Source organism: Streptomyces xanthii, from assembly GCF_014621695.1.
In the GTDB taxonomy this organism is placed as follows: domain Bacteria; phylum Actinomycetota; class Actinomycetes; order Streptomycetales; family Streptomycetaceae; genus Streptomyces; species Streptomyces xanthii.
On record NZ_CP061281.1, the window covers coordinates 2,188,692 to 2,212,487 of the forward strand.

Genomic DNA, 23,796 nt, shown 5'->3' on the forward strand with positions numbered 1-23,796 from the left:
GTGCCGGCACCACTAGAGATTCGGATCGCCTTCGCCCGTACCCCTCGTACCGGACGCCGACGGCCGGGCCCCGTTCTGTCCCGCGGGGCCGGTGTGAGTTCAAGAGTGGCAAGTTCCACGGAAAATTGAACTTGCGTTTCACAGAGTGAGACGGGAGTATCGACGCATGGACAACAGTAGCGGCGTCGGCGTTCTGGACAAGGCAGCCCTTGTCCTCAGCGCCCTGGAGTCCGGACCCGCGACCCTTGCTGGGCTCGTCGCGGCCACCGGACTGGCAAGACCGACGGCCCACCGCCTGGCGGTGGCCCTGGAGCACCACCGCATGGTGGCGCGCGACATGCAGGGTCGTTTCATTCTCGGCCCGCGCCTCTCGGAGCTCGCGGCGGCGGCCGGCGAGGACCGCCTGCTCGCGACCGCGGGCCCCGTCCTGACGCACCTGCGGGACGTCACGGGCGAGAGCGCGCAGCTCTACCGCCGCCAGGGCGACATGCGCATCTGCGTCGCCGCGGCGGAGCGTCTGTCCGGCCTCAGGGACACGGTCCCGGTCGGTTCGACGCTCACGATGAAGGCGGGCTCCTCCGCGCAGATCCTGATGGCCTGGGAGGAGCCGGAGCGCCTGCACCGGGGCCTGCAGGGCGCCCGCTTCACGGCGACGGCCCTGTCGGGCGTCAGGCGCCGCGGCTGGGCCCAGTCGATCGGTGAGCGGGAGCCGGGCGTCGCGTCCGTCTCCGCGCCCGTACGCGGCCCTTCCAACCGTGTCGTGGCCGCCGTCTCGGTCTCCGGCCCCATCGAGCGTCTGACCCGCCACCCGGGCCGGATGCACGCCCAGGCCGTGATCGACGCCGCGGGCCGCCTCTCCGAGGCCCTGCGCCGCTCCGGCTGACGCGGCCGCTCCGGCTGATCCACAACCTGTTCCGTCTTTCCGCCCGTTCCCCGGCCGGTCGCTTCAACGCCGCAGCGACCGGCCGGAGTTGTACGGGCCACATCACACTCCGGAGGAACGAGGAGAGGCCCTTCCCGACGTATCGGGAAGGGCCTCTGATCGTTCGCGTACCCCCGACCGGATTCGAACCGGCGCTACCGCCTTGAGAGGGCGGCGTGCTAGGCCGCTACACAACGGGGGCCTTGCGGATGCGAGATCCGCGGTTGCAGATGAGCTCTGCGAGCTGGCCTACCAGGACTCGAACCTAGAATGACGGTACCAGAAACCGTAGTGTTGCCAATTACACCATAGGCCATGGCGGCTTAGACCAATCAGGCCTAGACCAGTACCCCCGACCGGATTCGAACCGGCGCTACCGCCTTGAGAGGGCGGCGTGCTAGGCCGCTACACAACGGGGGCCCTAGCGATCCTGGCATCAAGGTCGGCGGGAGCTACCCATACCGTCCTCACGAGAAGGATCTGTACCCCCGACCGGATTCGAACCGGCGCTACTGCCTTGAGAGGGCAGCGTGCTAGGCCGCTACACAACGGGGGCTTTGTGGATCTGGAATCCACGGTTGCAGATGAGCTCTGCGAGCTGGCCTACCAGGACTCGAACCTAGACTAACGGAACCAGAAACCGTCGTGCTGCCAATTACACCATAGGCCACCAAACCACAATCCCCGGGGGGATCTTGCTTGGCTTGCGCTTCCGGGTTTCGGCCTTTCGGCCCGTTCCCCTCGGCGCAGGAAGAACATTACCCGAAGGTGTCCGGCGCTCCAAAACGGGTATCGCCCGCCAGCAGCGCGGGCAGCTGATCGAGGCCTGTGATGCGGGTGAGTTCGGGTCGGCCGCCCCGCTCCGCGCGGTCCAGCCAGATGCCCGCCAGGCCCGCCTCGACGGCGCCCCGCGCGTCCGTGTCCGGCTGGTCACCGACGTAGGCGACCTCGTGCGGGGCGAGGGCCAGCTCGGCGCAGACGGCGTGGAAGGCGGCGGCCTCGGGCTTGGCCACGCCGAGTTCGGCGGCGCAGACGACGGCCTCGAAGCGGTCGCGCACGCCGAGGACGCGCAGCTTCCGCTCCTGGTTGTGCAGGGAGGAGTTGGACAGGACCGCGTGCCGGTATCCGCCGGCGAGCGTGTCCAGGGCGGGCACGGTGTCGGGGAACAGGGCCCAGGCGGCCTCGTAGTGGACGATGTAGCGCCCGAACCAGGCGTCGGCCGCCTCGTCGTCCAGCGCGGCGTCCACGAAGCCGCGTACGCGGTCCCTGCGCTGGCCCTCCCAGTCCGTGGCGCCCGCCTCGAAGCGGGCCCAGTGCGCACGGGTCAGCTCCCGCCAGCGCTCCAGCGCCCGCTCCACGCTGCCGAAGGCGCCCAGCTGGCCCTCCGCGGTGAGGTGGGCGCGCATGCCGGCGGTGTCGGCTCCCGCGTAGTCGAAGATCGTGTCGTCGATGTCCCAGACCACGGCTCTGATCGGCATGGTCCGACCGTACGTCGCCGGGGCGCGCGCCGGGTCCGGAAACGGGTGAAGGCCGGAACCCGTGTGGGTTCCGGCCTTCACGCCGCACGCGAGGTGCGTCACATGACGGACGTCACGCGGTGAGCTTCGCCAGGGCCGCGTCGATGCGGGCCAGGGACTTCTCCTTGCCCAGGATCTCCAGGGACTCGAAGAGGGGCAGGCCGATCGTGCGGCCGGTGACGGCGACGCGGACCGGGGCCTGGGCCTTGCCGAGCTTGAGGCCGTGGGCCTCGCCGGCGGCCAGGACGGCCTCCTTGAGGGACTCCGGGGAGGTCCAGTCGGCGGCCTCGAGCTTCTCGCGGGCCGTCTTCAGCAGGGCGTCGGAGCCCTCCTTCATGGCCTTCGTCCAGCTCGGCTCGTCGAAGACGGGCTCGGGCAGGAAGAGGAAGTCCACGTTGTCCGTGATCTCGGACAGGACCTTGAGGCGGGTCTGCGCGTGCGGCGCGATGGCCGCCCACTTCGCCTCGTCGAAGTCCTCCGGCGCCCAGGGGGCGACGGGGGCCTTCAGCCAGGGCTCGCAGCGGGCCGCGAACTCCTTGGGGTCGAGCAGGCGGATGTGGTCGCCGTTGATCGACTCGCACTTCTTGAGGTCGAAGCGGGCCGGGTTCGGCTGGACGTCCTTGACGTCGAAGGCGGCCACCATCTCCTCGATCGAGAAGATGTCGCGGTCGGCCGAGAGCGACCAGCCGAGCAGCGACAGGTAGTTGAGCAGGCCCTCGGGCAGGAAGCCGCGCTCGCGGTACAGGTTGAGCGAGGACTGCGGGTCGCGCTTGGAGAGCTTCTTGTTGCCCTCGCCCATGACGTACGGCAGGTGGCCGAACTCGGGGGTGATCTTGGCGATGCCCAGGTCCTTGAGCGCGTCGTAGAGCGCGATCTGACGCGGGGTGGAGGACAGCAGGTCCTCGCCGCGCAGGACGTGGGTGATCTCCATGAGGGCGTCGTCGACCGGGTTGACGAGCGTGTAGAGCGGGGCGCCGTTGGCCCGGACGATGCCGTAGTCCGGCACGTTCTCGGGCTCGTAGGTGATGTCGCCGCGGACCAGGTCGGTGAAGGTGATCGTGCGGTCGGGCATCCGGAAGCGGATGATCGGCTTGCGGCCCTCCGCCTCGTAGGCGGCGATCTGCTCGGCGGTCAGCTCGCGGCAGTGGCCGTCGTAGCCGGACGGCTTGCCGGCGGCGCGGGCGGCCTCGCGGCGCTCGTCGAGCTCCTCGGTGGAGCAGTAGCAGGGGTACGCCTTGCCGGCCGCGACCAGCTTGTCGGCGACGTCCTTGTAGATGTCCATGCGCTGCGACTGCCGGTACGGCGCGTGCGGGCCGCCGACCTCGGGGCCCTCGTCCCAGTCGAAGCCGAGCCAGCGCATCGCGTCGAGGAGCTGGTTGTACGACTCCTCGCTGTCGCGGGCCGCGTCGGTGTCCTCGATGCGGAAGACGAGAGTGCCCTGGTTGTGGCGCGCGAAGGCCCAGTTGAACAGGGCGGTGCGGACCAGGCCCACGTGGGGGTTACCGGTGGGCGAGGGGCAGAAACGGACGCGTACGGGTGCGCTAGCCACGCTTGACAACCTTGTTGGTGAGAGTGCCGATGCCTTCGATGGTGACGGCGACTTCGTCGCCGACGTTGAGGGGGCCGACCCCTTCCGGGGTGCCCGTGAGGATGACGTCGCCCGGGAGCAGGGTCATGGCCTCGGAGATGTTCGCGATCAGGTCCGCGATGGGCGTGATCATGTCCGACGTGCGGCCGAGCTGGCGCTGCGCGCCGTTGACCGTGCACTGGACGGTGAGGTCGGAGGCGGCCTTGAGGTCCAGGTCCGTCTCGACCCAGGGGCCGAGCGGGCAGGACGTGTCGAAGCCCTTGGCGCGGGCCCACTGCTTCTCGCGCTTCTGCACATCGCGGGCGGTCACGTCGTTGGCCGCGGTGTAGCCGAGGATCACGTCGTTCGCGCGCTCGCGCGGGACCTCGCGGCACATGCGGCCGATGACGACGGCGAGCTCGGCCTCGTGGTGCAGTTCCTCGGAGAAGGAGGGGTACTGGATGGCGTCGCCGGGGCCGATCACGGAGGTCGAGGGCTTGAAGAAGGCGAAGGGGGCGTCCGGGACCTCGTTGCCCAGCTCCTTCGCGTGCTCCGCGTAGTTGCGGCCGAAGGCGATGACCTTGTTCGGGAGCACGGGGGGCAGCAGGCGGACCTTGCTGACCGGGACCTTGGTGCCGCTCAGCTCGAAGTCGGCGAACGGGATGCCCTTGATGATGTCGAGCACCAGTTCGTCGGGCTTGTCGCCCTCGACCGCGCCGAAGGCGACGTTTCCGTCGATGGAGAATCTGGCGATCCGCACGGGTGGCTGCGCCCCTTTGTCACGTTCTGCGATGGGCCCGGGATTGGGTCGACCGGGCTCCAGGCTATCGCTTCGGGGGTTGACAGGCCGGGCGGCCTCAGGCGGCGGGGACGACCTCGGGGGCGACCATGAGGATCGTGCGCTTCGGGTTGGCCGTGTTCGACGGGAGGTCGACCGAGTGTTCCGGGAGGGCGGGGGCGGCCTGGAGCTCGTCGGCGTCCTCAAGGTGCGCCAGCGTGGTGCGGCGCGGGTTGGCGATCTTGTGGAACATGGTCGTCGTCTTCATGAGAGTGCTCAGGAACCTTCGGTCGTCGGATGGGCCATCCCTGCAAAGCGTCAGGCTAAACATCTGATTCCCGTCGAAAGCCGGGAAGTTGTGATCGTCCTTGTGTGAGTTTGCTCACGAGGGGGTGCCCAAATGGGGCTTTTCGGGCGGCCGATCAGACATGGAGAACCGGACATTCCGTACCTGAAGCCGCCATTCCGCTCCCGATCATGGCGACTGGGACACCCCCTGCCCGTACGTACAACGTCCCTGATCGTCCGGTTTTCCCTAGATCATCTTCCACACCTCGTAACCCTCCCTTCACTTGGTGTCACGGAAGGTGTGCCAGATCCCGTTGCCCTTGTTGGAGATCCTGCACTGTGCTGGAATTCCCGGGACCGCCGCGGGTATCGAACCGGCGCACGGGGGCGCGCTTCAGCGCCGAGCAGCGGCGGGAAGGGGGAGCCAGCGCCGGTCACTCACGACCACAGGGGGGCGTTTCAGGTCGCCCCTCGAACTACGCCGACACCGCCTTGTCCGCTCTCGCGGACGGGCGCCTGGTCCAGAGGTTGCGACGCTAGTGCAGGGACGTAAGAACAGGGATGGCAGCGCTGCGGCGGAGCCGGAGCCGCGCGGCGGGACCGGCCCGATAGCCGGCGGTTCCCAGCCCCCGCACGCCCAGAACCCGGGACGCACCGCGTCCGTCGACGGCCCGGAGCGCGACGGGCGCCCCGGCATGTCCGAGGGCCCGACCGCCCCCGCGGCGCCGTCGGTGAAGACGAAGGGCCCCACGGGTCCCGGCTCGCGCATGGCCCTGCGCAACTGGCGCATCTCGACGCGACTGGTGTCGCTGCTCGCCCTCCCCGTGGTCGCCGCGACCTCGCTGGGCGCGCTGCGTATCGCCGAGTCCCTCGGGGACATCGAGCAGCTCGACAACATGAAGCTGCTCACCGAGATGACGAAGCAGGCCACCGACCTGGCCTCCGCGCTCCAGGAGGAGCGCGACCAGTCCGCGGGTCCGCTCGCCAACGGCGCGAACGCGAACGAGGACTTCAACATCAAGGCCGCGCGCGAGAAGACCAAGCGCGCCCGCGACACGTTCCTGCAGAGCACGACGGACATCGAGAGCGACGGCGGCGCCGGCAGCCTCAACGGTGTGCGCGAGCACGCCGTGCAGATCGCCCGTGACCTCATCGGTCTGAACGAGATCCGCCAGGACGCGTACAAGAACCCGAAGAACTCCTCGCAGACCGTCGAGGCGTACTCGCGCATCATCAACCAGCTGCTCTCCCTGTCGACCGACATGGCGCAGGCGACCAGCAGCCCCGAGATGATCCAGCGCACCCGCGCGCTGGCGGCCTTCTCGTCCGCCAAGGAGTACGCGTCCGAGCAGCGGGCCATCATCGCCGCCGCGCTGCCGCCCAACGGCAAGAGCTACGGCTCGCTCTCCGAGACGGACCGGCAGTACGCCAAGGCCGCGCAGGAGAACCAGGACTCGCAGCTCGACTCGTTCAAGAGCGTCTACGGCAACGTGGCCGCCGAGGAGCTGCTCAAGCCCCTCGACGAGAACAACGCGACCATCAAGGCCGCCGACAGCTACGCCGAGCGCGTGCTGCGCGACCGCAACGGTCTGCGCACCCAGGACAAGCGCTCGTACCGCGACTGGGTCGACGCCGACAGCTCCCGCATCCAGCAGATGTCCAGCATCGAGCTGACGCTGCTCAACGAGATGGAGCAGCAGGCCCGCGAGCTGCGCAACGAGTCCGAGCGCTCCGCGATCATCAACGGTGCGCTGATCCTCCTCGTGCTCGGCGTCTCGCTCGTCGGCGCCTTCGTCGTGGCGCGGTCCATGATCCGCTCGCTGCGCCGGCTGCAGGACACGGCGACCAAGGTCGCCCAGGACCGTCTGCCCGAGCTCGTCAAGGAGCTCTCCGAGTCCGACCCGCAGGACGTCGACACGTCCGTGGAGTCGGTCGGTGTGCACTCCCGCGACGAGATCGGCAAGGTGGCCGCGGCCTTCGACGAGGTGCACCGCGAGGCGGTCCGCCTCGCCGCCGAGCAGGCCCTTCTGCGGGGCAACGTCAACGCGATGTTCACCAACCTCTCGCGCCGCTCGCAGGGCCTCATCCAGCGTCAGCTGTCGCTGATCTCCGAGCTCGAGTCCCGTGAGGCCGACCCGGACCAGCTGTCCTCGCTGTTCAAGCTCGACCACCTCGCGACCCGCATGCGCCGTAACGGTGAGAACCTCCTCGTCCTCGCCGGTGAGGAGCCCGGCCGTCGCTGGACGCGGCCCGTGCCGCTCGTCGACGTGCTGCGTGCCGCGGCGTCCGAGGTGGAGCAGTACGAGCGCATCGAGCTGGCCGCCGTCCCGGCCACCGATGTCGCCGGCCGCGTCGTCAACGACCTCGTGCACCTGCTCGCCGAGCTGCTCGAGAACGCGACCTCGTTCTCCTCGCCGCAGACCAAGGTCAAGGTCACCGGTCACGCGCTGCCCGACGGCCGTGTGCTGATCGAGATCCACGACACGGGTATCGGCCTGTCGCCCGAGGACCTCGCGGCGATCAACGAGCGGCTCGCGTCGCCGCCCACCGTGGACGTCTCGGTGTCGCGCCGCATGGGTCTGTTCGTGGTCGGTCGTCTGTCGCAGCGTCACGGCATCCGCATCCAGCTCCGCCCGTCCGACTCCGGTGGTACGACCGCGCTGGTCATGCTGCCCGTGGACGTCGCGCAGGGCGGCAAGAAGGCTCCCGGCAAGCCGGCCCCCGGCCAGTCCGGCGGTCCGGCCGCCGCGCAGGCCGCCGCCGGTGTCGCGGCCGCGCGCCGCGGTGTGCAGGGCGGCGGGGCGGCGGGCGGCTCGGCGAGCCGGCTCGGTGCCGGTCCGTCGGCGGCGCGTCCGCAGGTAGGCGCCGGTGCCGGTGGCCCGCGTGCGGCGCTGCCCAGCCGGGACGGCGGTCCTACGGGGCCGCAGAACCCGCAGGCTCAGCAGAACCCGCAGGGCCAGATGAACCCGCAGGGCCAGCAGAATCCGCAGGGTCAGCAGTACCCGCAGAATCCGCAGCAGAACGGGCAGCAGGGGCTGCCGCAGGGGCAGCAGAACCCTCAGCACCCCCAGATACCCCAGCGCCCCCAGGCGCCGCAGCGCCCGCAGGCCCCGCAGCCCGTCCGCGCCCAGAACCCGCAGGGTCCGTCCAACACGGGCAGTCTCTTCGACTCCGGCATGCGAGGTCCGGTCCCGCCGCAGCAGCGCACCCACGCCGACCCGAACGGGCCGGCCGCGCAGCAGCCGCAGGGCGGCCGTCCGGTGCTGCCGCCGCGCGGCGGTCCGCGTGCCGAGCTGCCGGGCGGCAACCCGCAGCCCCGCACGCCCAGCTGGAGCGACGAGAACGCGCAGCCGCACCTCGACGCCCCGCGCGGTCACGACGAGCCGGACTCCACGACCCAGTTCCCGCCGGTGCGTGACGACCGGCAGGGTCCGGGCGCCACGGCCGAGTTCGCCCGTCCCGACTTCGACGCGCCGCGGCCGGCTCCGGTCCAGGACCAGGGCACGGGCGCCTTCGCCCGCCCCGACGTCTACGGCGGCGTGCCGAACGGTCCGGCTCCGCAGACGAACGGGTTCCACGACCCGTCGTCCACCGGTCAGTTCGAGCGTCCGTTCCCGCCGCAGCAGCAGGGCATCCCGGCGCAGCCCACGCAGGACGAGTACCTGCCGCCGGCCAACGGCCCGGTCGACAACCGGACGCCGCTGTTCGACACGCTGGAGACGAACTGGCGCCAGGGCCAGCAGGAGCAGGCCCCGCGCCGGCCCCAGCAGCCGCAGCAGCAGGACCTGCCGCAGCGCGGTGCCCCGCGCCCGGCGGAGGCCCCGCAGCAGCAGACGCCGTTCCAGCCGCAGCGTCCGCAGACTCCCGCCGCCGCGCCCTCGCGCCCGGCGACGGCCGCCGACCCCGGCCAGGACCCCGCGTCCTGGCGGCAGTCCCCGAACGACGAGCTGATGCGCCAGGCCGAGCGGGTGCGCAAGCCCGCGGCCGGCGGTGTCACCGTCTCGGGTCTGCCTCGTCGTGTCCCCCGGGCGAACCTCGTGGCGGGCACGGCTCAGGAGCAGCAGACCCAGGCGGGTCCCCAGGTCTCCCGCGCGCCCGACGACGTGCGGGGGCGCCTGACCAATCTCCGTCGGGGCATCCAGCAGGGCCGGCAGGCGAACGGCACCGGTCAGACGGGCAGCTACCCCCGCCCCACTCACCAGCAGGAGCGTTAGTTGAGTCAGATGAGCCAGGCGGCACAGAACCTGAACTGGTTGATCACCAACTTCGTGGACAACACCCCGGGTGTCTCGCACACGGTGGTGGTGTCCGCGGACGGTCTGCTGCTCGCGATGTCCGAGGGGTTCCCGCGCGATCGCGCGGACCAGCTGGCGGCCGTGGCGTCGGGGCTCACCTCGCTCACGGCCGGTGCGTCCCGCATCTTCGAGGGCGGGCCGGTGAATCAGACGGTCGTGGAGATGGAGCGCGGCTTCCTCTTCATCATGTCCGTCTCCGACGGCTCGTCCCTGGCCGTGCTCGCGCACCCCGAGTGCGACATCGGTCTCGTCGGCTACGAGATGGCGCTGCTCGTCGACCGGGCGGGCGCCGTGCTCACCCCGGACCTGCGCGCGGAGCTGCAGGGCAGCCTGCTGCACTGACGGGGGTGACGGCCGGTAACCCCGGCCACATCAGAAGTCTGGCGCACCACCCGCCACAAAATCCAGAGCGAACACCCAATCCCCTTCCGACCCACGTCCGGCCGTCACACAATCCCCCCACCGGCCCACCCTCAGACGGCAGGCCCCCGGCCCGCCGTCCCGCCCGGAGGATCCATGACCCCGCCCACCGCTCCTCACGATCCGTACGGCAGCGCCGCTGCCGACAGCTACGGTCATGAGGGCGACCAGCCGCTGGTCCGTCCCTACGCGATGACCGGCGGCCGGACCCGGCCGCGCTACCAGCTCGCGATAGAGGCGCTCGTGTCGACGACCGCCGATCCGGCGTCGCTGCAGACGCTGCTCCCGGAGCACCAGCGCATCTGCCACCTGTGCCGCGAGGTGAAGTCGGTCGCCGAGGTCTCGGCGCTGCTCTCGATGCCTCTCGGTGTGGCCCGGATCCTCGTCGCGGACCTCGCGGAGGCCGGCCTCGTCGCCATCCACCAGCCGGGTGGCGACGAGAACAACGGCGGTGCGCCGGACGTGACTCTGCTCGAAAGGGTGCTCAGTGGACTTCGCAAGCTCTGACGGCGCGACCGGGGCTCCCCGGTCGACGACCTCGGCCAAGATCGTGGTGGCCGGTGGCTTCGGCGTCGGCAAGACCACGTTCGTGGGTTCGGTCTCCGAGATCAACCCGCTGCGTACCGAGGCCGTGATGACGTCCGCGTCCGCGGGCATCGACGACCTCACGCACACCGGGGACAAGACGACCACGACGGTCGCCATGGACTTCGGCCGCATCACGCTCGACCAGGACCTGATCCTGTACCTGTTCGGCACGCCGGGTCAGGACCGCTTCTGGTTCATGTGGGACGACCTGGTGCGCGGCGCGATCGGCGCCGTGGTCCTCGTCGACACGCGCCGGCTCGCGGACTGTTTCCCGGCCGTGGACTACTTCGAGAACTCGGGGCTGCCGTTCGTGGTCGCCCTCAACGGGTTCGACGGGCACCAGCCGTACAACCCGGAAGAGGTCCGCGAGGCGCTGCAGATCGGTCCGGACACCCCGATCATCACGACGGACGCCCGGCACCGTGCGGATGCAAAGAGTGCGCTGATCACGCTGGTGGAGCACGCGCTGATGGCCCGCCTCAAGTAACGGGAAACGGTCGCAAGTAGGCCACCAAGTGACAAGATCCGTACGGTAGTTGTCAGTGGCTCCGCGCAGGCCCGTGTGGCCTTTGACACGCGGGGCCACTGTGTTCATAACGTTTCGACAGAGAATTCCACGGGCACCGACACGGGTCGCGCACACCTGGCTCCACTGTGCTCACAAGAGCCCCGCCTTTTGGCGGGGCTCGTTCTTTATGCCCGTTTTATCTGGGGGGACGGCGTCCTGGAGCTTCCGGTTCCGACTGTTTGGAAGTGCGCCTCCTGACGTGCTGGAATGCGCTGAACTGCCCAGTAAGAACGGGCCTGGAGACACACAGCGGCACGTGTAGGTGCCGACCGCCGAGAGGTTGTTGGTCGAGTGAGGCGAAGCAAGAACAGTCCCGAGCCGGCTTCGGCACGGGGCAACTTCACCCCGCCGCCGCGCACAGCGGCCGAGGCCGCACCGGTGGCCGAGGCCGCGGCGCCGGCACCGTCGGGCGGACGGATGTCGCCGCGCAACTGGCGCGTGCCCACGAAGCTGAACGCGATCCTGCTCATACCCGTGATCGTGGGTCTGGTCATGGGCGGCTTCCAGGTGAAGAACTCCATCGACACCTGGCACGAGGCCCAGGACGCCGAGGCCACGGCCCGGCTGGTGCAGGCGTCCCTGACCTACGGCAACCTCCTCATCGAGGAGCGCGACGTCACGGCCGCCCCGCTGCTCCAGGGCAAGAAGGACGACCCCAAGGTCATCGAGGCCCGTGACGCGACGGACCGCGCCGCGACGGCGTTCCGCGCGGCCGCGCAGAACATGCCGCAGACCGAGGGCCTCAAGCGGCGCCTGGACGGGTTCAACAAGGTCGAGGGCGGTCTCGACAAGCTGCGGGCCGCCGCCTACACCTCCAAGCTGCCCGGCACGCAGACCGAAGAGGGCTACGTCCAGATCCAGCACCCGCTGATGGAGTTCGCCAACGAGCTCGGTCTGGGCACCGGAAACATCACGAGTTACGGCCGCACGGTCTACGCGATCTCGCTGTCGAAGGCGGCGCTCTCGCTCGAGCGCTCCATCGGCATGCACCTGCTCGTGAAGCCCGGCCCGACCCGGGAGAGCTTCGCCAAGCAGCGCACCGCGCTCGGCAGCTACGCCTACCTCGAGGGCATCGCCATCGAGGAGTACAAGGGCGGTGGCACCCCCGAAGACCTGGCCAAGCTCGAGCAGGCCCAGAAGCAGCTCAAGACGGACGGCGCCAAGCAGGCGGCCGCGGCCAAGGCCAAGGACCCCTCCTACGTGCCGCCGCCGGCCGACCCCACCGAGATGGTGGCCGGCATCGTCGCGATGCCGAGCACCCAGCCGGCGGCCCGCCTCGCGCTCGCGCAGGGCGGCATCACCGCCCAGAACTGGTGGGCGGTCAACACGGCGAAGTTCGACGCCTACCGCACGATCGAGTCGGATCTCGCGGACAAGGCCGTGAACGAGGCGTCCGGCATCGCCGACGACGCCAAGCAGGAAGCCATCGTCATCGGCGTCGCCGTCGTCGTCGCGCTCCTCGCCGCCGTCGTGCTCGCCGGTCTCATGGCCCGCCAGATGTCGCGCTCCATGCGCCGCCTGCGCACCGCCGCCTTCGACGTGGCCGAGCAGCGTCTGCCGATGCTGGTCGACCAGCTCTCGCGCACCGACCCGGGCCGGGTCGACACCCGCGTCACGCCCATCCCGATCACCACGAGCGACGAGATCGGCGAGGTCGCCCGCGCCTTCGACCAGGTGCACCGCGAGGCCGTCCGGCTCGCCGCCGAGCAGGCCCTGCTCCGCGGCAACATCAACGCGATCTTCACCAACCTGTCGCGCCGCAACCAGTCGCTGATCGAGGGCCAGCTGACCCTCATCACCGACCTGGAGAACAACGAGGCCGACCCGGACCAGCTGGAGAACCTCTTCCGCCTGGACCACCTCGCGACCCGTATGCGCCGCAACGGCGAGAACCTCCTGGTCCTCGCCGGCGAGGAGCCCGGCCGCCGCTGGGACCAGCCGGTCCCGCTGGTCGACGTGCTGCGCGCCGCCTCCTCCGAGGTGGAGCAGTACGAGCGCGTCGAGCTGTCCGGCGTCCCGGAGGCCGAGATCCACGGCCGCGCGGTCACCGACCTCGTGCACCTGCTCGCCGAGCTCCTGGAGAACGCGACGACGTTCTCCTCCCCGCAGACCAAGGTCCGCGTCACCGCGACCCGTCTCCCCGACGGCCGCGTCATGATCGAGATCCACGACAAGGGCATCGGCCTCACCGCCGAGGACTTCGCGGACATCAACCACAAGCTGGCGAACCCGCCGACCGTGGACGCCGCGATCTCCAGCCGCATGGGCCTCTTCGTGGTCGGCCGCCTGTCGGACCGGCACGGCATCCGCGTCCAGCTGCGCCCCTCGGGCGAGCAGGCCGGCACCACCTCGCTGGTCATGCTCCCGGACGGGATCACCCACGGTGGTGGCGGTCAGCAGGCGCACGACCAGAACGAGTTCACCGTCTCGACGATGATTCCGCAGCAGCCGGCCTTCGAGAAGGCGCCGCTGCGCACCGCCGCCGAGCTCGGCTTCGACGACAGCCGCTACGAGGTCCCGGACGACGCCCGCGAGCTCGACCCGGTCGGCCGTTCGCTGATGCGTGAGGAGCGCCGCGCGGCGCTCGAGGCCCAGGCCCACACGCCCGAACCGGGCCACTCGCCCGACGGCCGCCCGCTGTTCCGCGACGAGGTCGCCCCGCAGCAGCCGGAGCCCGACACCGCGTACGCGCCGCAGTCCGCCTACGCCGATCAGCAGGTCGGCTACGACCACGGCCAGGATTCCGGCTACGCCGATCAGCGTCAGGACGTCTACGGCGAGCAGCAGCCCGCCTACGACGGACAGTCCCAGGGCGGGTACGACGGATTCGCCGCGGGCCGACCGGGCCCGCAGGCCGGCGACCCGCACGGCCAGGTGCCGGACTACGGCCCGCACGGCGGCTATGCGGAACCGGCTCAGGAGCAGTACAGCCCGTACGAGGAGCCTGCCCCGCAGGCCGAATGGCAGGCCCAGGACGGCTATCAGGGCGAGTTCCAGGGCGGCTTCCCGACCTCGTACCCGACTGAAGCGGAATCCGTCCAGGGCACTGACGCCGTGGAGCCGGAGAGCGTATCCTTCGAGCCGCACGGTCCGCTGTCGGCCGGGCCCTCCCCCTCCGTCCCGCACGCGCTGACCGATGCAGGTCTCCCGCGCCGGGGCGGCGCACCCCAGCGCCAGGAGCCCGCGCAGGCCCCGGCCGGGGACTCCACGACCGGCGACGACACCTGGCGCTCGGCCAACGACGAGCGGTGGGAGCGTGCGGAGCAGCTCAAGAAGCCGAAGGCGGGCGGAGTCACCTCCTCGGGTCTCCCCCGGCGCGTGCCCAAGGCCAACCTGGTCGAGGGCACGGCGGAGTCGACGCCTCAGGGCGGCCCCCAGATCTCCCGCGCGCCCGAGGACGTTCGCGGCAGACTGAGCAACCTGCGCCGTGGCGTGCAGCGGGGCCGCAGCGAGGGCGGCGGCGAACAGCAGTGACGGCGGTTGCAGTACCGGCAGTCGTAGTACCAGTAGTTGCAGTACCAGCAGTGATGAAGACGAACGGCCAGGTCAGCGGGTCTCCCGATGAGCCTGACAGCACCTACAACCAGGAGCGTTAGTGTGAGCCCGATGAGCCAGGCGGCACAGAACCTGAACTGGTTGATCACCAACTTCGTGGACAACACCCCCGGGGTGTCCCACACGGTGGTGGTCTCCGCCGACGGACTCCTTCTGGCGATGTCCGAAGGGTTCCCCCGTGACCGTGCCGACCAGCTGGCGGCCGTCGCGTCGGGTCTGACCTCGTTGACCGCGGGCGCGTCCCGCATCTTCGAGGGTGGCGCGGTGAACCAGACAGTTGTGGAGATGGAGCGGGGATTCCTGTTCATCATGTCCATCTCTGACGGTTCTTCTCTCGCCGTCCTTGCACACCCCGAGGCGGACATTGGCCTCGTTGGGTACGAGATGGCACTTCTTGTCGACCGCGCGGGCTCGGTTCTCACCCCCGACCTGCGCGCGGAGCTTCAGGGAAGCCTTCTCAACTAGTAGACAAGCGGTGCGTTTTCGCGCCTCGTGGCCGTAAGGTTTCGGGACGCGGCTCCACAGTGATGGTGCCCAGCGCAGTCGGAGGAGGAGTACGTGTCTGGTTCAGCAACACCCCCGAGCGGTTCGTCCGCCAACTGGCCGCCCTATGGCCCCGCCCAGGGCCAGGCCGGCGTGGGCGGCGACGGTTCGCAGAACCGGTACGACTTCCCCGCTGCGCCCAGCCACGCCCGGCCGATGCGGCAGCCCGGTCCCTACGACCAGCCGCACGCGCCGCGCATCCAGCCTGTGCAGCCGCAACCGCGTCCCGACGCGAAGCCCGCGCCTGCTGCGAACAACCCCCTGGTGCGTCCGTACGCCATGACGGGCGGCCGCACCAGGCCGCGCTACCAGCTCGCCATCGAGGCGCTGGTGCACACCACCGCGCAGCCGCACCAGTTGCAGGGCCAACTGCCCGAGCACCAGCGGATCTGCAACCTGTGCCGGGAGATCAAGTCGGTGGCCGAGATCTCGGCCCTGCTGACCATTCCTCTCGGTGTGGCCAGGATTCTCGTCGCCGACCTCGCGGAGGCGGGCCTGGTCGCCATCCATCAGCCCGGCGGCGACGAGAGCGCCGGCGGCCAGCCAGACGTGACTTTGCTCGAAAGGGTGCTCAGTGGACTTCGCAAGCTCTAGCGGAGGGCCGGCAACTCCAAGTCGTTCCACCACGTCCGCGAAGATCGTGGTGGCCGGCGGGTTCGGCGTCGGCAAGACGACCTTCGTGGGCGCCGTGTCGGAGATCAACCCTCTGCGCACCGAGGCCGTGATGACGTCCGCGTCCGCGGGCATCGACGACCTCACCCACACCGGGGACAAGACGACCACCACGGTCGCCATGGACTTCGGCCGCATCACCCTGGACCAGGACCTGATCCTGTACCTGTTCGGCACCCCCGGCCAGGACCGCTTCTGGTTCATGTGGGACGACCTGGTGCGCGGCGCGATCGGCGCCATCGTGCTCGTCGACACCCGCCGCCTGGCCGACTGCTTCCCGGCCGTGGACTACTTCGAGAACTCCGGCCTGCCGTTCGTCATCGCCCTCAACGGCTTCGACGGCAACCAGCCGTACAACCCGGACGAGGTCCGCGAGGCGCTGCAGATCGGCCCGGACACCCCGATCATCACGACGGACGCCCGCCACCGCGCGGACGCCAAGTCGGCCCTGATCACGCTGGTGGAGCACGCGCTCATGGCGCGTCTGCGCTGATCTGCCCCGCACCGTGGAAGGCCGCCCCATCCGGGGCGGCCTTTTTTCGTCACCGTGTCCACTTTTCGTCATCGTGGCACGATCTCGCACGAAACTGCTGAGTGTTCCTGCGACGTCCGGTACTTTGGCGGCTCCACGGCTTCGGGGGCGGACATGGAAGCATACGGGGGCGGGCGTTTCATCGGGGATTACTCCGTTGTCAGGCGCCTCGGCACTGGGGGCATGGGCGCGGTATATCTGTGCCGGACTCGCGCCGGGCAACGCCTCGCGGTGAAAGTGGTGCGCGAGGAGCTGGCCGAAGATCCCTTGATCCGCAGGCGCTTCATGCGCGAGGTCGACGCCCTGCGTACGGTGCACAGTCCGTACACGGTTCCGGTGTACGACGCCCGGACCTCCGGTCCCGTGCTGTGGCTGGCCACCCGCTACCTCGACGGCCCCACCCTCTCCACCCGGGTGCAGGAGTACGGGCCGTTGTCTCCGGCCGAAGTGGCCCGGCTCGGGGTGATGCTGGCGGAAGCCCTCGCCACCGTGCACGGCCGCGGCATCGTGCACCGCGACATCAAGCCGACCAACATCATCCTGGAGGACGACGAGCCCCGGCTCATCGACTTCGGTATCGCCCGCTCCGTCGCGGCGAGCGGTCTCACCCTGCCGGGCACGGCTCTGGGCACTCCTGGCTACATGGCGCCCGAGCAGCTGGACTGCCGCGAGCCGACCGACGCCGTGGACGTCTTCGCGCTCGGCGCCGTGCTCGCGTTCACCTCCACCGGGCGGCCGCCCTTCGGCACGGGCCGCACGGCGCTCCAGCGGATGATGGACCGGAGCCCGCCGGATCTCGGCGGGATCCCTCCGCTCCTGGCCGCGCTGATCGCCTCCTGTCTGGCCCAGTCCCCCGGTGCGCGTCCGACGCTCCGGAAGGTGACGCGGGTGCTGACCGACATCATCGCGGCGGCCGACCGCAGGGCGGCGCACCGGGCCGGGCTGCCGACGGAGCCGGTCGCGCATCCCGCGCACCGGTGTCAGGTGCCCACCGCCTCGGGCGCCTGCGCGGTGCGCCCGGCCGCCGAGCGCGTCCTGGCGGCCGGCCTCACCCATGATCTGATCAGGAAGGCTGTACTGCGCGATGACCGATGAACAGCTGGTCGAACTGGGCGGGAAGTGGACCGACCTGGTCAGGTCCTGGGCGCGGAGCCACGAGGCCGATCTCTTCGCCGAGGACGGCGCGCTGTGCGTACAGCTGAGCGGGCGGCCCGCGCTGACCCTGGACGTCAGCCGGGCCGGGGACACCCTGGTCGTCGCGGTGACCGACGGCGGCCTGATCCCGCCGGACCGGCTCGCGCCGACCGCCGCGGCCGCCCTCGCGTGGAACAGCCGGGAGGCCAGCCCGGCAGCGGTGCTCGGGGACGCGCGCAGCGAGGCTCCACTGCTGTCCGCGGTCGCCACTCTGCCCACCGTCTGCCACATGTCCGAGGCCGCCTTCCGCTCGGTCCTGGACACGCTGGTCGAGCGGTCGGCGCGGCTGCTGCGCGAGTGCCACGACCTGGGGTTCGCGCTCCGGGGCGACCACGACCTCCCCGCACGGAAGTGATCCGTGGAAACTCTCGCGCTCCTGCTGGGCAGTTCGATCATCGTCGCGCTCGTGGTGCTCGCCGTCCTGGTCGGGGTGACCGCGGAACGGATCACGGCAGACCGGAGGGAGCCTGATATGACGGACCGTCACGACTTCGGGGCCGATGAGCCGCCGAGCGGGCGCCGACGCAGGGCCAAGCCGAGCCGCACGATGGCCGAGGACGTGAGGCGGCTGGGCCGGACCGCCGACGCGGTCGTGCAGCGCCTGTTCCGGCAGGCCGGCCTGTATCCGCACGGCGTACGCGACACGGACAACGCACCGGACGTGCCCGGCGCGGACGACGCGCGGGACGTGCGGGACGCGGGAGAGGGCCCCGCCGGCGACGGTGTCACCGGAAGTGCTCCGCCCGCACCATCCCTCCCCGAACCGGACGTGACGGACGACAGGCCCCGCCCCGCCCAGTCCTCCGGACCGGCCGAACGGACCGCGGCCATCTCCCCGTACACGCGCCGCTATCAGCCCGCGACGCGGCCCGATTCGCTCCCTGCGCCCGAGCGGGAGACGGACTGGGAGGCCGACGAGGCCACCCTCGCGCTCACCGGCGGTGCGCGCGGGGGCCGTCTGCGGACCGCGACCGTCGCCACCTGGCTGCGCCCCGAGGGCTATGTCGAGTGGCAGGGTGCGCTGCTCCGGGCCCGGTGGCGGGGCGGGCGCGGGCGCTTCCCCGCGCCCGGTGCGCTGGTGCGGGTCGATGTGCGCCCGGACGCCGAGGACGACGTGCTCGAAGCCCACCCCTTGCCCTGACCACATTTCCCCGCTTCCCCGCTCCACCCTCTCTTCTGCTTCTTTCCCGTCCCCGTCGAACGGAGCCGTCGTGCCCCCTTCCTCCCCGAGTCCCGATCCCGCTCCGCTTCCCGCCCCGTACACCGACTTCGAATTCGACGTCGCCCAGCGGCTGCCGCTGCTGCTGTGCCTGGACACGTCCAGTTCGCTCGGCAAGAGCGGTGCGATCACCGCCCTCAACGAGGCGCTGGCAGCCTGGACCCAGAGCCTCGAGGACGACCTGGATCTGCGTGGCAACGTGGACGTCGCGCTGATCACGTTCGGCGGTTCGGACGGCATCGCGGTCTGGCAGGGCGACACGCCTCTCGGGCCGACGGCGCCGCAGTGGCCGCACACCCCGTTCGTGCCGGCGCACGAGTTCTTCCCGCCCCGGCTGACCGCGGACGGCGTGACCCTCATGGACCGGGCCCTGCGCCTGTCGATGGAGGTCGTCGCCGACTACAAGGCGGGGCTGCGGGCCGAGGGGCTGACGTACTACCGGCCGCAGATCTGTGTGGTGACGGACGGGTACCCGAGCGACGAGCAGGGCCACTTCTCGTACGCCTACCGCGCCCTGCTGCCCGAGCTCCGCGCCGCCGAGCAGGAGCGCCGGTTCCGGCTGTTCGCCGTCGGGGTCGGCGAACGGCAGTCCGGTGCCGAGTCGGTGCTGGCGGAGCTGGCCCCCGACTATCACGCCTGGTTGGACGGCTTCCCCTTCAAGGAGCTGCTCTCAGCGATGTCGCACAGCGCCCGGGCCACGGCCGAGGGCGCCGGGGAGGCCGAGTTCCAGGAGATCTTCGCGCGGCTGAAGCGGCGCCGGGGCGGCGGGCAGGTCCCGGCGTGAGCGCGGTGCCCCCGGACGGTCGCGATCGCGGCTGGCGGGTGCACGGCGTCAGTGCCGTCGGATATCGGCACCTGCGGGAGGGGACCGGCTGCCAGGACGCCCACGGGATGCTCCGCACACGGGAAGGTCTCGTCCTCGCCGTCGCAGACGGGGCGGGCAGCGCCCCGCACTCCGCGAGTGGCTCCCGCTGGGCGGTCGAGCTGGCTCTGGAGGCGTTCGCCCCCGTCGCGACGGACTGGGCCCGGCTGCCCGATCCGCGGGAGCGCAAGGCCCGGCTGACGGACTCCTTCGGGGAGGTACGGGAGCGGTTCCTGGAGCGGTGCGGGGGCGCCCCTGCACCCTACGAGACGACGCTGACCGTCGTGGTGGTGGCGGACGGCTGGCTCGGTCATCTCTCCGTGGGCGACGGCCTGGTGGTGGTGCGCACCACGGGATCCGCCGGGCCCGCCCACCACCTGCTGCCCAGGCCCCCGGCCCGCAGCGAGTACGCGAACGAGACCGTGTTCCTCGGCTCTCCCTCCGCTCTCGCGCAGTCGCGGGCCGACTGCGTGCGCGACGCCGGGGTGGACGGGGTCCTGCTGTCCACGGACGGCATGACGAACGCCCTGCTCAAACACTCGCCCGCCGGGCCTCCGCTGCCGCACGACGCGTTCGTCGGCCACCTCTTCCAACGGCTCGGACGGGACGGCTACGAGCAGGACGACGAGGACCGGCACCTCAGGGAGTTCCTGGCCTCCGACCAGATCAGCAAGGTGACCGGCGACGACAAGACTCTCCTGTGGGCGATACGGACGTGAGGACATGACCACCGACGACTTCTCCGTCCCCGACGGTGCCGCTCTGACCCTCGGCGACGGAACCGTCGTGACCCGTGACGGCGAACCGCTGGGGCAGGGCGGCCAGGGCAGCGTCTGGGCGGTCGCCGAACGTGCGGAGCTCGCGGCGAAGGTCTACAACCGCTCGCCCGACGAGGCACAACTGCGAAGACTCGCGGCCATGTTGCGGGTCCGCCCGCTCGCGGACGAGGAGCTGGTGCCCGGGCAGCCGCCGATGCTGGTGTGGCCGGCCGAGCTCGTGGAGGCCGGCGGCCGTCCGGTGGGGTACACGATGACGCGGCTGCTCCCCAGCGCGCACGTGCCGCTCAACGGGCTCCTGCAGAAGCAGGTCCGGCTCGAACGCTTCGAGGGCACCGCGCACTGGCGGTTCCTGCTCGCCGCGGCGTCCAACCTCGCGTACATGACGGCGCAGCTGCACGCCGAGGGGTTCGTGATCGGCGACCTCTCCAGCACGAACGCGTTCTCGGACAAGAACGGCTACATCACCCTGCTGGACTGCGACTCGTTCGCGTTCACCGACCGGCTGACCGGGGAGCGGTTCGGCTGCGACGTGTTCACTGACGACTACGCGGGCCCGGAGCGGCACGCCGGTGAACAGCCGTCCCGCCACTCGGACGACTTCGCCCTCGCGATCCTCGTCTACCAGTTGCTGACCGCGGGCAGTCACCCCTTCGACGGGGCACCTAAGTACGGCACCGAGGAGTCCACGCGGAAAGACAACATCCTCACCGGTACCAGCTTCCTCATCCATCCGGACCGGGTGACCGTGCCGTCGCAGCGCATCTCGCCGGGCGTGCTGCCGCCTCGCCTGCACCAGCTGGCCTGCGCCGCGTTCGGGCCGGGGCTGCGCCGGCCGCAGCGGCGGCCGAACTCGGCGGCCTGGCTCGCCGCGCTCGACGAGGCACGCGCCGGGGTCGTCCAGTGCGCCACGGCGCCGGACCACTACTACGGGGGTCATCTCGCGCGGTGTCCGTGGTGCGCGCGCCGGAGCGAGGGGCGGCCGGATCCGTTCTCGGCCTCCTCCCACCGGCCCCGGGCCAGCCGCAGGGCCACGACGAGCACGCGGGCGCGGCCCACGGCGTCCGCCCCCGGTGCGCCTCCCCCGCGGAAGTCGGCGCCGGCGTCCGGCCCCAAGCCTCCGCCGCAGAAGGAACAGAAGAAGACGACCGGACCGGGGAACGCGGGTGGGACGAAGCAGTCGGCCTCCCCCGGGAGCACCGGTCCCACCAGCGCCAGGGCCACGAACCCGAGGTCCACGAACGCCAAGGCCACGAACACCGGGAGCACGAGCGCCAAGAACACGAGCACCGGAGCCACGAGAACGGGAGCGACGAAGGCGAGGGCCTCGAAGGCTGGTGCCGCCGCCCCCGACACCGGAGCCCAGAAGACGGCCGAGAACGGTACCGTCCTGGGCTGTCTGACCAATGTCGTCCTGCTGCTCCTGGTCGTGCTCATCATCTGGGGCATCAGCGAGGTGGTCATCGGGCTGCTCGACTGACACGACGCGACGTGGCCCCGGCCACCCCCTTCTCGGGGCGGGCGGGGCCACGTCGCGTGAACGGTCCGGGCGTCAGCGCCAGCTGTGCGGGGCGCGGAAGCCGGGCTCGCGCTCCAGCCGGCGCCAGCCGGCCTTGTCCGTGCGGCCGCGGTGGGACGGGGCCTCGGGGGACGTGGCGGCGCGGGCCAGGAGGATCGCGGTCAGGGCCGCGACCTCCTCGGGCTCGGCGTGGCCCTTCTCGACGCGGATGTCAGGAGTCGACATTGCGGCAGGTCTCCTAGGTCGGGAGGAAGGAACGGAAGGTCGGGTGGCCGCTACTGCGGCGGGTTGCCGTGCTTGCGGGACGGCAGGTCGGCGTGCTTGGTGCGGAGCATCGCCAGGGACTTGATGAGGACCTCGCGGGTCTCGGCGGGGTCGATGACGTCGTCGACCAGTCCGCGCTCGGCCGCGTAGTACGGGTGCATGAGCTCGGACTTGTACTCCTTGACCATGCGGGCCCGCATGGCCTCGGGGTCCTCGGCGTCCGCGATCTGCCGGCGGAAGATCACGTTGGCCGCGCCCTCCGCGCCCATTACCGCGATCTCGTTCGTGGGCCACGCGTAAGTGAGGTCCGCACCGATGGACTGGGAGTCCATGACGATGTAGGCCCCGCCGTACGCCTTGCGCAGGATGAGCGAGATCCTCGGCACGGTCGCGTTGCAGTACGCGTAGAGCAGCTTCGCTCCGTGCCGGATGATCCCGCCGTGCTCCTGGTCGACGCCCGGCAGGAAGCCCGGGACGTCGAGAAGCGTCACGATCGGGATATTGAAAGCGTCGCACATCTGGACGAAGCGGGCAGCTTTTTCGCTCGCCTCGATGTCCAGGACGCCGGCCAGCGACTGCGGCTGGTTGGCGACGATGCCGACGACCTGGCCGTCGAGGCGGGCCAGGGCGCAGATGATGTTGCGGGCCCAGCGCTCGTGGATCTCGAGGTAGTCGCCGTCGTCGACGAGTTCCTCGATGACCTTGGTCATGTCGTAGGGGCGGTTGCCGTCGGCCGGGACGAGGTCGAGGAGGACCTCGGAGCGGCGGTCGGCGGGGTCGTCGGAGGCGACGGTCGGGGGGTTCTCGCGGTTGTTCTGCGGGAGCATCGACAGGAGGTAGCGGACCTCGGCGATGCAGGTCTCCTCGTCGTCGTACGCGAAGTGGGAGACGCCGGAGGTCTCGGCGTGCACGTCCGCGCCTCCCAGCCCGTTCTGGGTGATCTCCTCGCCGGTGACCGCCTTGACCACGTCCGGACCCGTGATGAACATCTGCGAGGTCTCACGGACCATGAACACGAAGTCGGTGAGCGCCGGGCTGTAGGCGGCGCCACCCGCGCACGGGCCGAGCATCACGGAGATCTGCGGGATGACACCCGAGGCGCGGGTGTTGCGCTGGAAGATGCCGCCGTACCCGGCGAGCGCGGAGACGCCCTCCTGGATACGGGCGCCCGCGCCGTCGTTCAGGGAGACCAGCGGGGCACCGGCCGCGATGGCCATGTCCATGATCTTGTGGATCTTCGTCGCGTGGGCCTCGCCCAGCGCACCGCCGAAGATCCGGAAGTCGTGCGCGTACACGAACACCGTACGGCCCTCGACCGTGCCCCAGCCGGTGATCACACCGTCCGTGAACGGCTTCTTCGCCTCCAGGCCGAAACCCACGGCCCGGTGCCGGCGCAGCTGCTCGACCTCGTTGAACGAACCCTCGTCCAGCAGCAGCGCGATCCGCTCCCGAGCCGTCAGCTTCCCCTTGGCGTGCTGCGCCTCGGTCGCCTTCTCGCTCGGGCCGGCCAGAGCCTGCTCACGGATCGCGTGCAGCTCCGCCACGCGCCCACGCGCGTCGGTGGGCTCGTCGCCGGGGTTCGAGGCGGTGTCGTCCAAAACGGTCATGTAGTGACCTTACGAAGCCCACCAAGGAAAACCGCCCGTCGACTCCGTACAGTCTCCGGCGCCGTTTCCTGGTGAGCCCTGACAGTTGTGGACGAAAACCGGCGGTCATC

Annotated in this window: 20 protein-coding genes, 5 tRNA genes and 1 pseudogene; 15 read left to right on the forward strand and 11 right to left on the reverse strand. The window is 70.7% G+C overall.

Annotation, left to right across the window (positions count from 1 at the left end):
• The first annotated feature begins 166 nt into the window (after positions 1–166).
• A complete protein-coding gene (gene ndgR / locus IAG42_RS09880) occupies positions 167–883 on the forward strand; it encodes an IclR family transcriptional regulator NdgR (protein ID WP_187742582.1) in 717 nt (238 codons plus the stop codon).
• Positions 884–1,051: 168 nt separating this feature from the next.
• Here ndgR and IAG42_RS09885 read toward each other — a convergent pair.
• From IAG42_RS09885 to IAG42_RS09925, 9 genes are all read right to left on the reverse strand, one after another.
• A tRNA-Glu gene (locus IAG42_RS09885) sits at positions 1,052–1,124 on the reverse strand.
• Positions 1,125–1,166: 42 nt separating this feature from the next.
• Positions 1,167–1,238 (reverse strand) — tRNA-Gln (locus tag IAG42_RS09890).
• 31 nt (positions 1,239–1,269) lie between these two features.
• A tRNA-Glu gene (locus IAG42_RS09895) sits at positions 1,270–1,342 on the reverse strand.
• A gap of 63 nt (positions 1,343–1,405) precedes the next feature.
• Positions 1,406–1,478 (reverse strand) — tRNA-Glu (locus IAG42_RS09900).
• 42 nt (positions 1,479–1,520) lie between these two features.
• A tRNA-Gln gene (locus tag IAG42_RS09905) sits at positions 1,521–1,592 on the reverse strand.
• Between the two features lie 88 nt (positions 1,593–1,680).
• Entirely contained in the window at positions 1,681–2,400 is a 720-nt protein-coding gene (locus IAG42_RS09910) for an HAD family hydrolase (protein WP_188336653.1), read from the reverse strand.
• A 112-nt stretch (positions 2,401–2,512) separates the two neighbouring features.
• On the reverse strand, positions 2,513–3,997 hold the full coding sequence (gene gltX / locus IAG42_RS09915; protein ID WP_188336654.1) for a glutamate--tRNA ligase: 1,485 nt from the start codon (positions 3,995–3,997) through the stop codon (positions 2,513–2,515).
• Positions 3,981–4,766, reverse strand: a complete 786-nt coding sequence (locus IAG42_RS09920) for a fumarylacetoacetate hydrolase family protein (protein ID WP_188336655.1) — start codon at positions 4,764–4,766, stop codon at positions 3,981–3,983. Before IAG42_RS09920 ends, gltX begins: the two co-directional genes overlap by 17 nt.
• 97 nt (positions 4,767–4,863) lie before the next feature.
• A complete protein-coding gene (locus IAG42_RS09925) occupies positions 4,864–5,052 on the reverse strand; it encodes a hypothetical protein (protein WP_188336656.1) in 189 nt (62 codons plus the stop codon).
• Positions 5,053–5,611: 559 nt separating this feature from the next.
• On the opposite strand from IAG42_RS09925, the gene IAG42_RS09930 reads away from it, so the two are divergent.
• From IAG42_RS09930 to IAG42_RS09995, 14 genes and pseudogenes are all read left to right on the forward strand, one after another.
• Positions 5,612–9,286 (forward strand): sensor histidine kinase, encoded by a 3,675-nt coding sequence (locus tag IAG42_RS09930; protein ID WP_188336657.1) that lies wholly within the window; start codon positions 5,612–5,614, stop codon positions 9,284–9,286.
• 9 nt (positions 9,287–9,295) lie between these two features.
• Positions 9,296–9,709 (forward strand): roadblock/LC7 domain-containing protein, encoded by a 414-nt coding sequence (locus IAG42_RS09935; protein WP_003951074.1) that lies wholly within the window; start codon positions 9,296–9,298, stop codon positions 9,707–9,709.
• Between the two features lie 174 nt (positions 9,710–9,883).
• Positions 9,884–10,294 (forward strand): DUF742 domain-containing protein, encoded by a 411-nt coding sequence (locus tag IAG42_RS09940; RefSeq protein WP_188336658.1) that lies wholly within the window; start codon positions 9,884–9,886, stop codon positions 10,292–10,294.
• Entirely contained in the window at positions 10,275–10,862 is a 588-nt protein-coding gene (locus IAG42_RS09945; protein ID WP_188336659.1) for a GTP-binding protein, read from the forward strand. Before IAG42_RS09940 ends, IAG42_RS09945 begins: the two co-directional genes overlap by 20 nt.
• A gap of 372 nt (positions 10,863–11,234) precedes the next feature.
• Positions 11,235–14,539 (forward strand): annotated as a pseudogene (locus IAG42_RS09950) (nitrate- and nitrite sensing domain-containing protein).
• 10 nt (positions 14,540–14,549) lie between these two features.
• Positions 14,550–14,963: a roadblock/LC7 domain-containing protein gene (locus IAG42_RS09955; RefSeq protein WP_005311461.1), complete on the forward strand. Its 414-nt coding sequence runs from the start codon at positions 14,550–14,552 to the stop codon at positions 14,961–14,963.
• Between the two features lie 93 nt (positions 14,964–15,056).
• The gene (locus IAG42_RS09960) at positions 15,057–15,635 is read left to right on the forward strand and encodes a DUF742 domain-containing protein (protein WP_188336661.1); all 579 of its coding nucleotides are present in this window, start codon (positions 15,057–15,059) and stop codon (positions 15,633–15,635) included.
• Positions 15,616–16,206, forward strand: coding sequence for a GTP-binding protein (locus tag IAG42_RS09965; protein ID WP_188336662.1), 591 nt, complete (start codon positions 15,616–15,618; stop codon positions 16,204–16,206). The genes IAG42_RS09960 and IAG42_RS09965 overlap by 20 nt, the downstream gene beginning before the upstream one ends.
• Positions 16,207–16,359: 153 nt before the next feature.
• Positions 16,360–17,340: a serine/threonine-protein kinase gene (locus IAG42_RS09970; protein ID WP_188336663.1), complete on the forward strand. Its 981-nt coding sequence runs from the start codon at positions 16,360–16,362 to the stop codon at positions 17,338–17,340.
• Positions 17,330–17,794: a hypothetical protein gene (locus IAG42_RS09975; protein WP_188336664.1), complete on the forward strand. Its 465-nt coding sequence runs from the start codon at positions 17,330–17,332 to the stop codon at positions 17,792–17,794. Before IAG42_RS09970 ends, IAG42_RS09975 begins: the two co-directional genes overlap by 11 nt.
• Before the next feature lie 3 nt (positions 17,795–17,797).
• Positions 17,798–18,580 carry a hypothetical protein gene (locus IAG42_RS09980; protein ID WP_188336665.1) on the forward strand — a complete coding sequence of 261 codons (783 nt, stop codon included), beginning with the start codon at positions 17,798–17,800 and terminating at the stop codon, positions 18,578–18,580.
• A 70-nt stretch (positions 18,581–18,650) separates the two neighbouring features.
• Complete coding sequence (locus IAG42_RS09985) at positions 18,651–19,442, forward strand: vWA domain-containing protein (protein ID WP_188336666.1); 792 nt, start codon at positions 18,651–18,653, stop codon at positions 19,440–19,442.
• 38 nt (positions 19,443–19,480) lie between these two features.
• A complete protein-coding gene (locus tag IAG42_RS09990) occupies positions 19,481–20,239 on the forward strand; it encodes a PP2C family serine/threonine-protein phosphatase (protein ID WP_223206377.1) in 759 nt (252 codons plus the stop codon).
• 4 nt (positions 20,240–20,243) lie between these two features.
• Positions 20,244–21,776, forward strand: a complete 1,533-nt coding sequence (locus IAG42_RS09995) for a hypothetical protein (protein ID WP_188336667.1) — start codon at positions 20,244–20,246, stop codon at positions 21,774–21,776.
• Between the two features lie 72 nt (positions 21,777–21,848).
• On the opposite strand, the gene IAG42_RS10000 is transcribed toward IAG42_RS09995, so the two are convergent.
• Together IAG42_RS10000 and IAG42_RS10005 are read right to left on the reverse strand one after the other, a co-directional pair.
• Positions 21,849–22,040 (reverse strand): acyl-CoA carboxylase subunit epsilon, encoded by a 192-nt coding sequence (locus IAG42_RS10000; RefSeq protein ID WP_188336668.1) that lies wholly within the window; start codon positions 22,038–22,040, stop codon positions 21,849–21,851.
• A 50-nt stretch (positions 22,041–22,090) separates the two neighbouring features.
• Positions 22,091–23,686, reverse strand: a complete 1,596-nt coding sequence (locus IAG42_RS10005; protein ID WP_188336669.1) for an acyl-CoA carboxylase subunit beta — start codon at positions 23,684–23,686, stop codon at positions 22,091–22,093.
• Between the last annotated feature and the right edge of the window lie 110 nt (positions 23,687–23,796).

Excerpts from the sequence above, each read along its gene's own strand:
- ndgR (WP_187742582.1), top strand. The coding sequence starts at position 167 with ATGGACAACAGTAGCGGCGTCGGCGTTCTGGACAAGGCAGCCCTTGTC.
- IAG42_RS09910 (WP_188336653.1), bottom strand. The coding sequence starts at position 2,400 with ATGCCGATCAGAGCCGTGGTCTGGGACATCGACGACACGATCTTCGAC.
- IAG42_RS09925 (WP_188336656.1), bottom strand. The coding sequence starts at position 5,052 with ATGAAGACGACGACCATGTTCCACAAGATCGCCAACCCGCGCCGCACC.
- IAG42_RS09935 (WP_003951074.1), top strand. The coding sequence starts at position 9,296 with ATGAGCCAGGCGGCACAGAACCTGAACTGGTTGATCACCAACTTCGTG.
- IAG42_RS09940 (WP_188336658.1), top strand. The coding sequence starts at position 9,884 with ATGACCCCGCCCACCGCTCCTCACGATCCGTACGGCAGCGCCGCTGCC.
- IAG42_RS09955 (WP_005311461.1), top strand. The coding sequence starts at position 14,550 with ATGAGCCAGGCGGCACAGAACCTGAACTGGTTGATCACCAACTTCGTG.
- IAG42_RS09970 (WP_188336663.1), top strand. The coding sequence starts at position 16,360 with ATGGAAGCATACGGGGGCGGGCGTTTCATCGGGGATTACTCCGTTGTC.
- IAG42_RS09975 (WP_188336664.1), top strand. The coding sequence starts at position 17,330 with ATGACCGATGAACAGCTGGTCGAACTGGGCGGGAAGTGGACCGACCTG.
- IAG42_RS09995 (WP_188336667.1), top strand. The coding sequence starts at position 20,244 with ATGACCACCGACGACTTCTCCGTCCCCGACGGTGCCGCTCTGACCCTC.
- IAG42_RS10000 (WP_188336668.1), bottom strand. The coding sequence starts at position 22,040 with ATGTCGACTCCTGACATCCGCGTCGAGAAGGGCCACGCCGAGCCCGAG.
- IAG42_RS10005 (WP_188336669.1), bottom strand. The coding sequence starts at position 23,686 with ATGACCGTTTTGGACGACACCGCCTCGAACCCCGGCGACGAGCCCACC.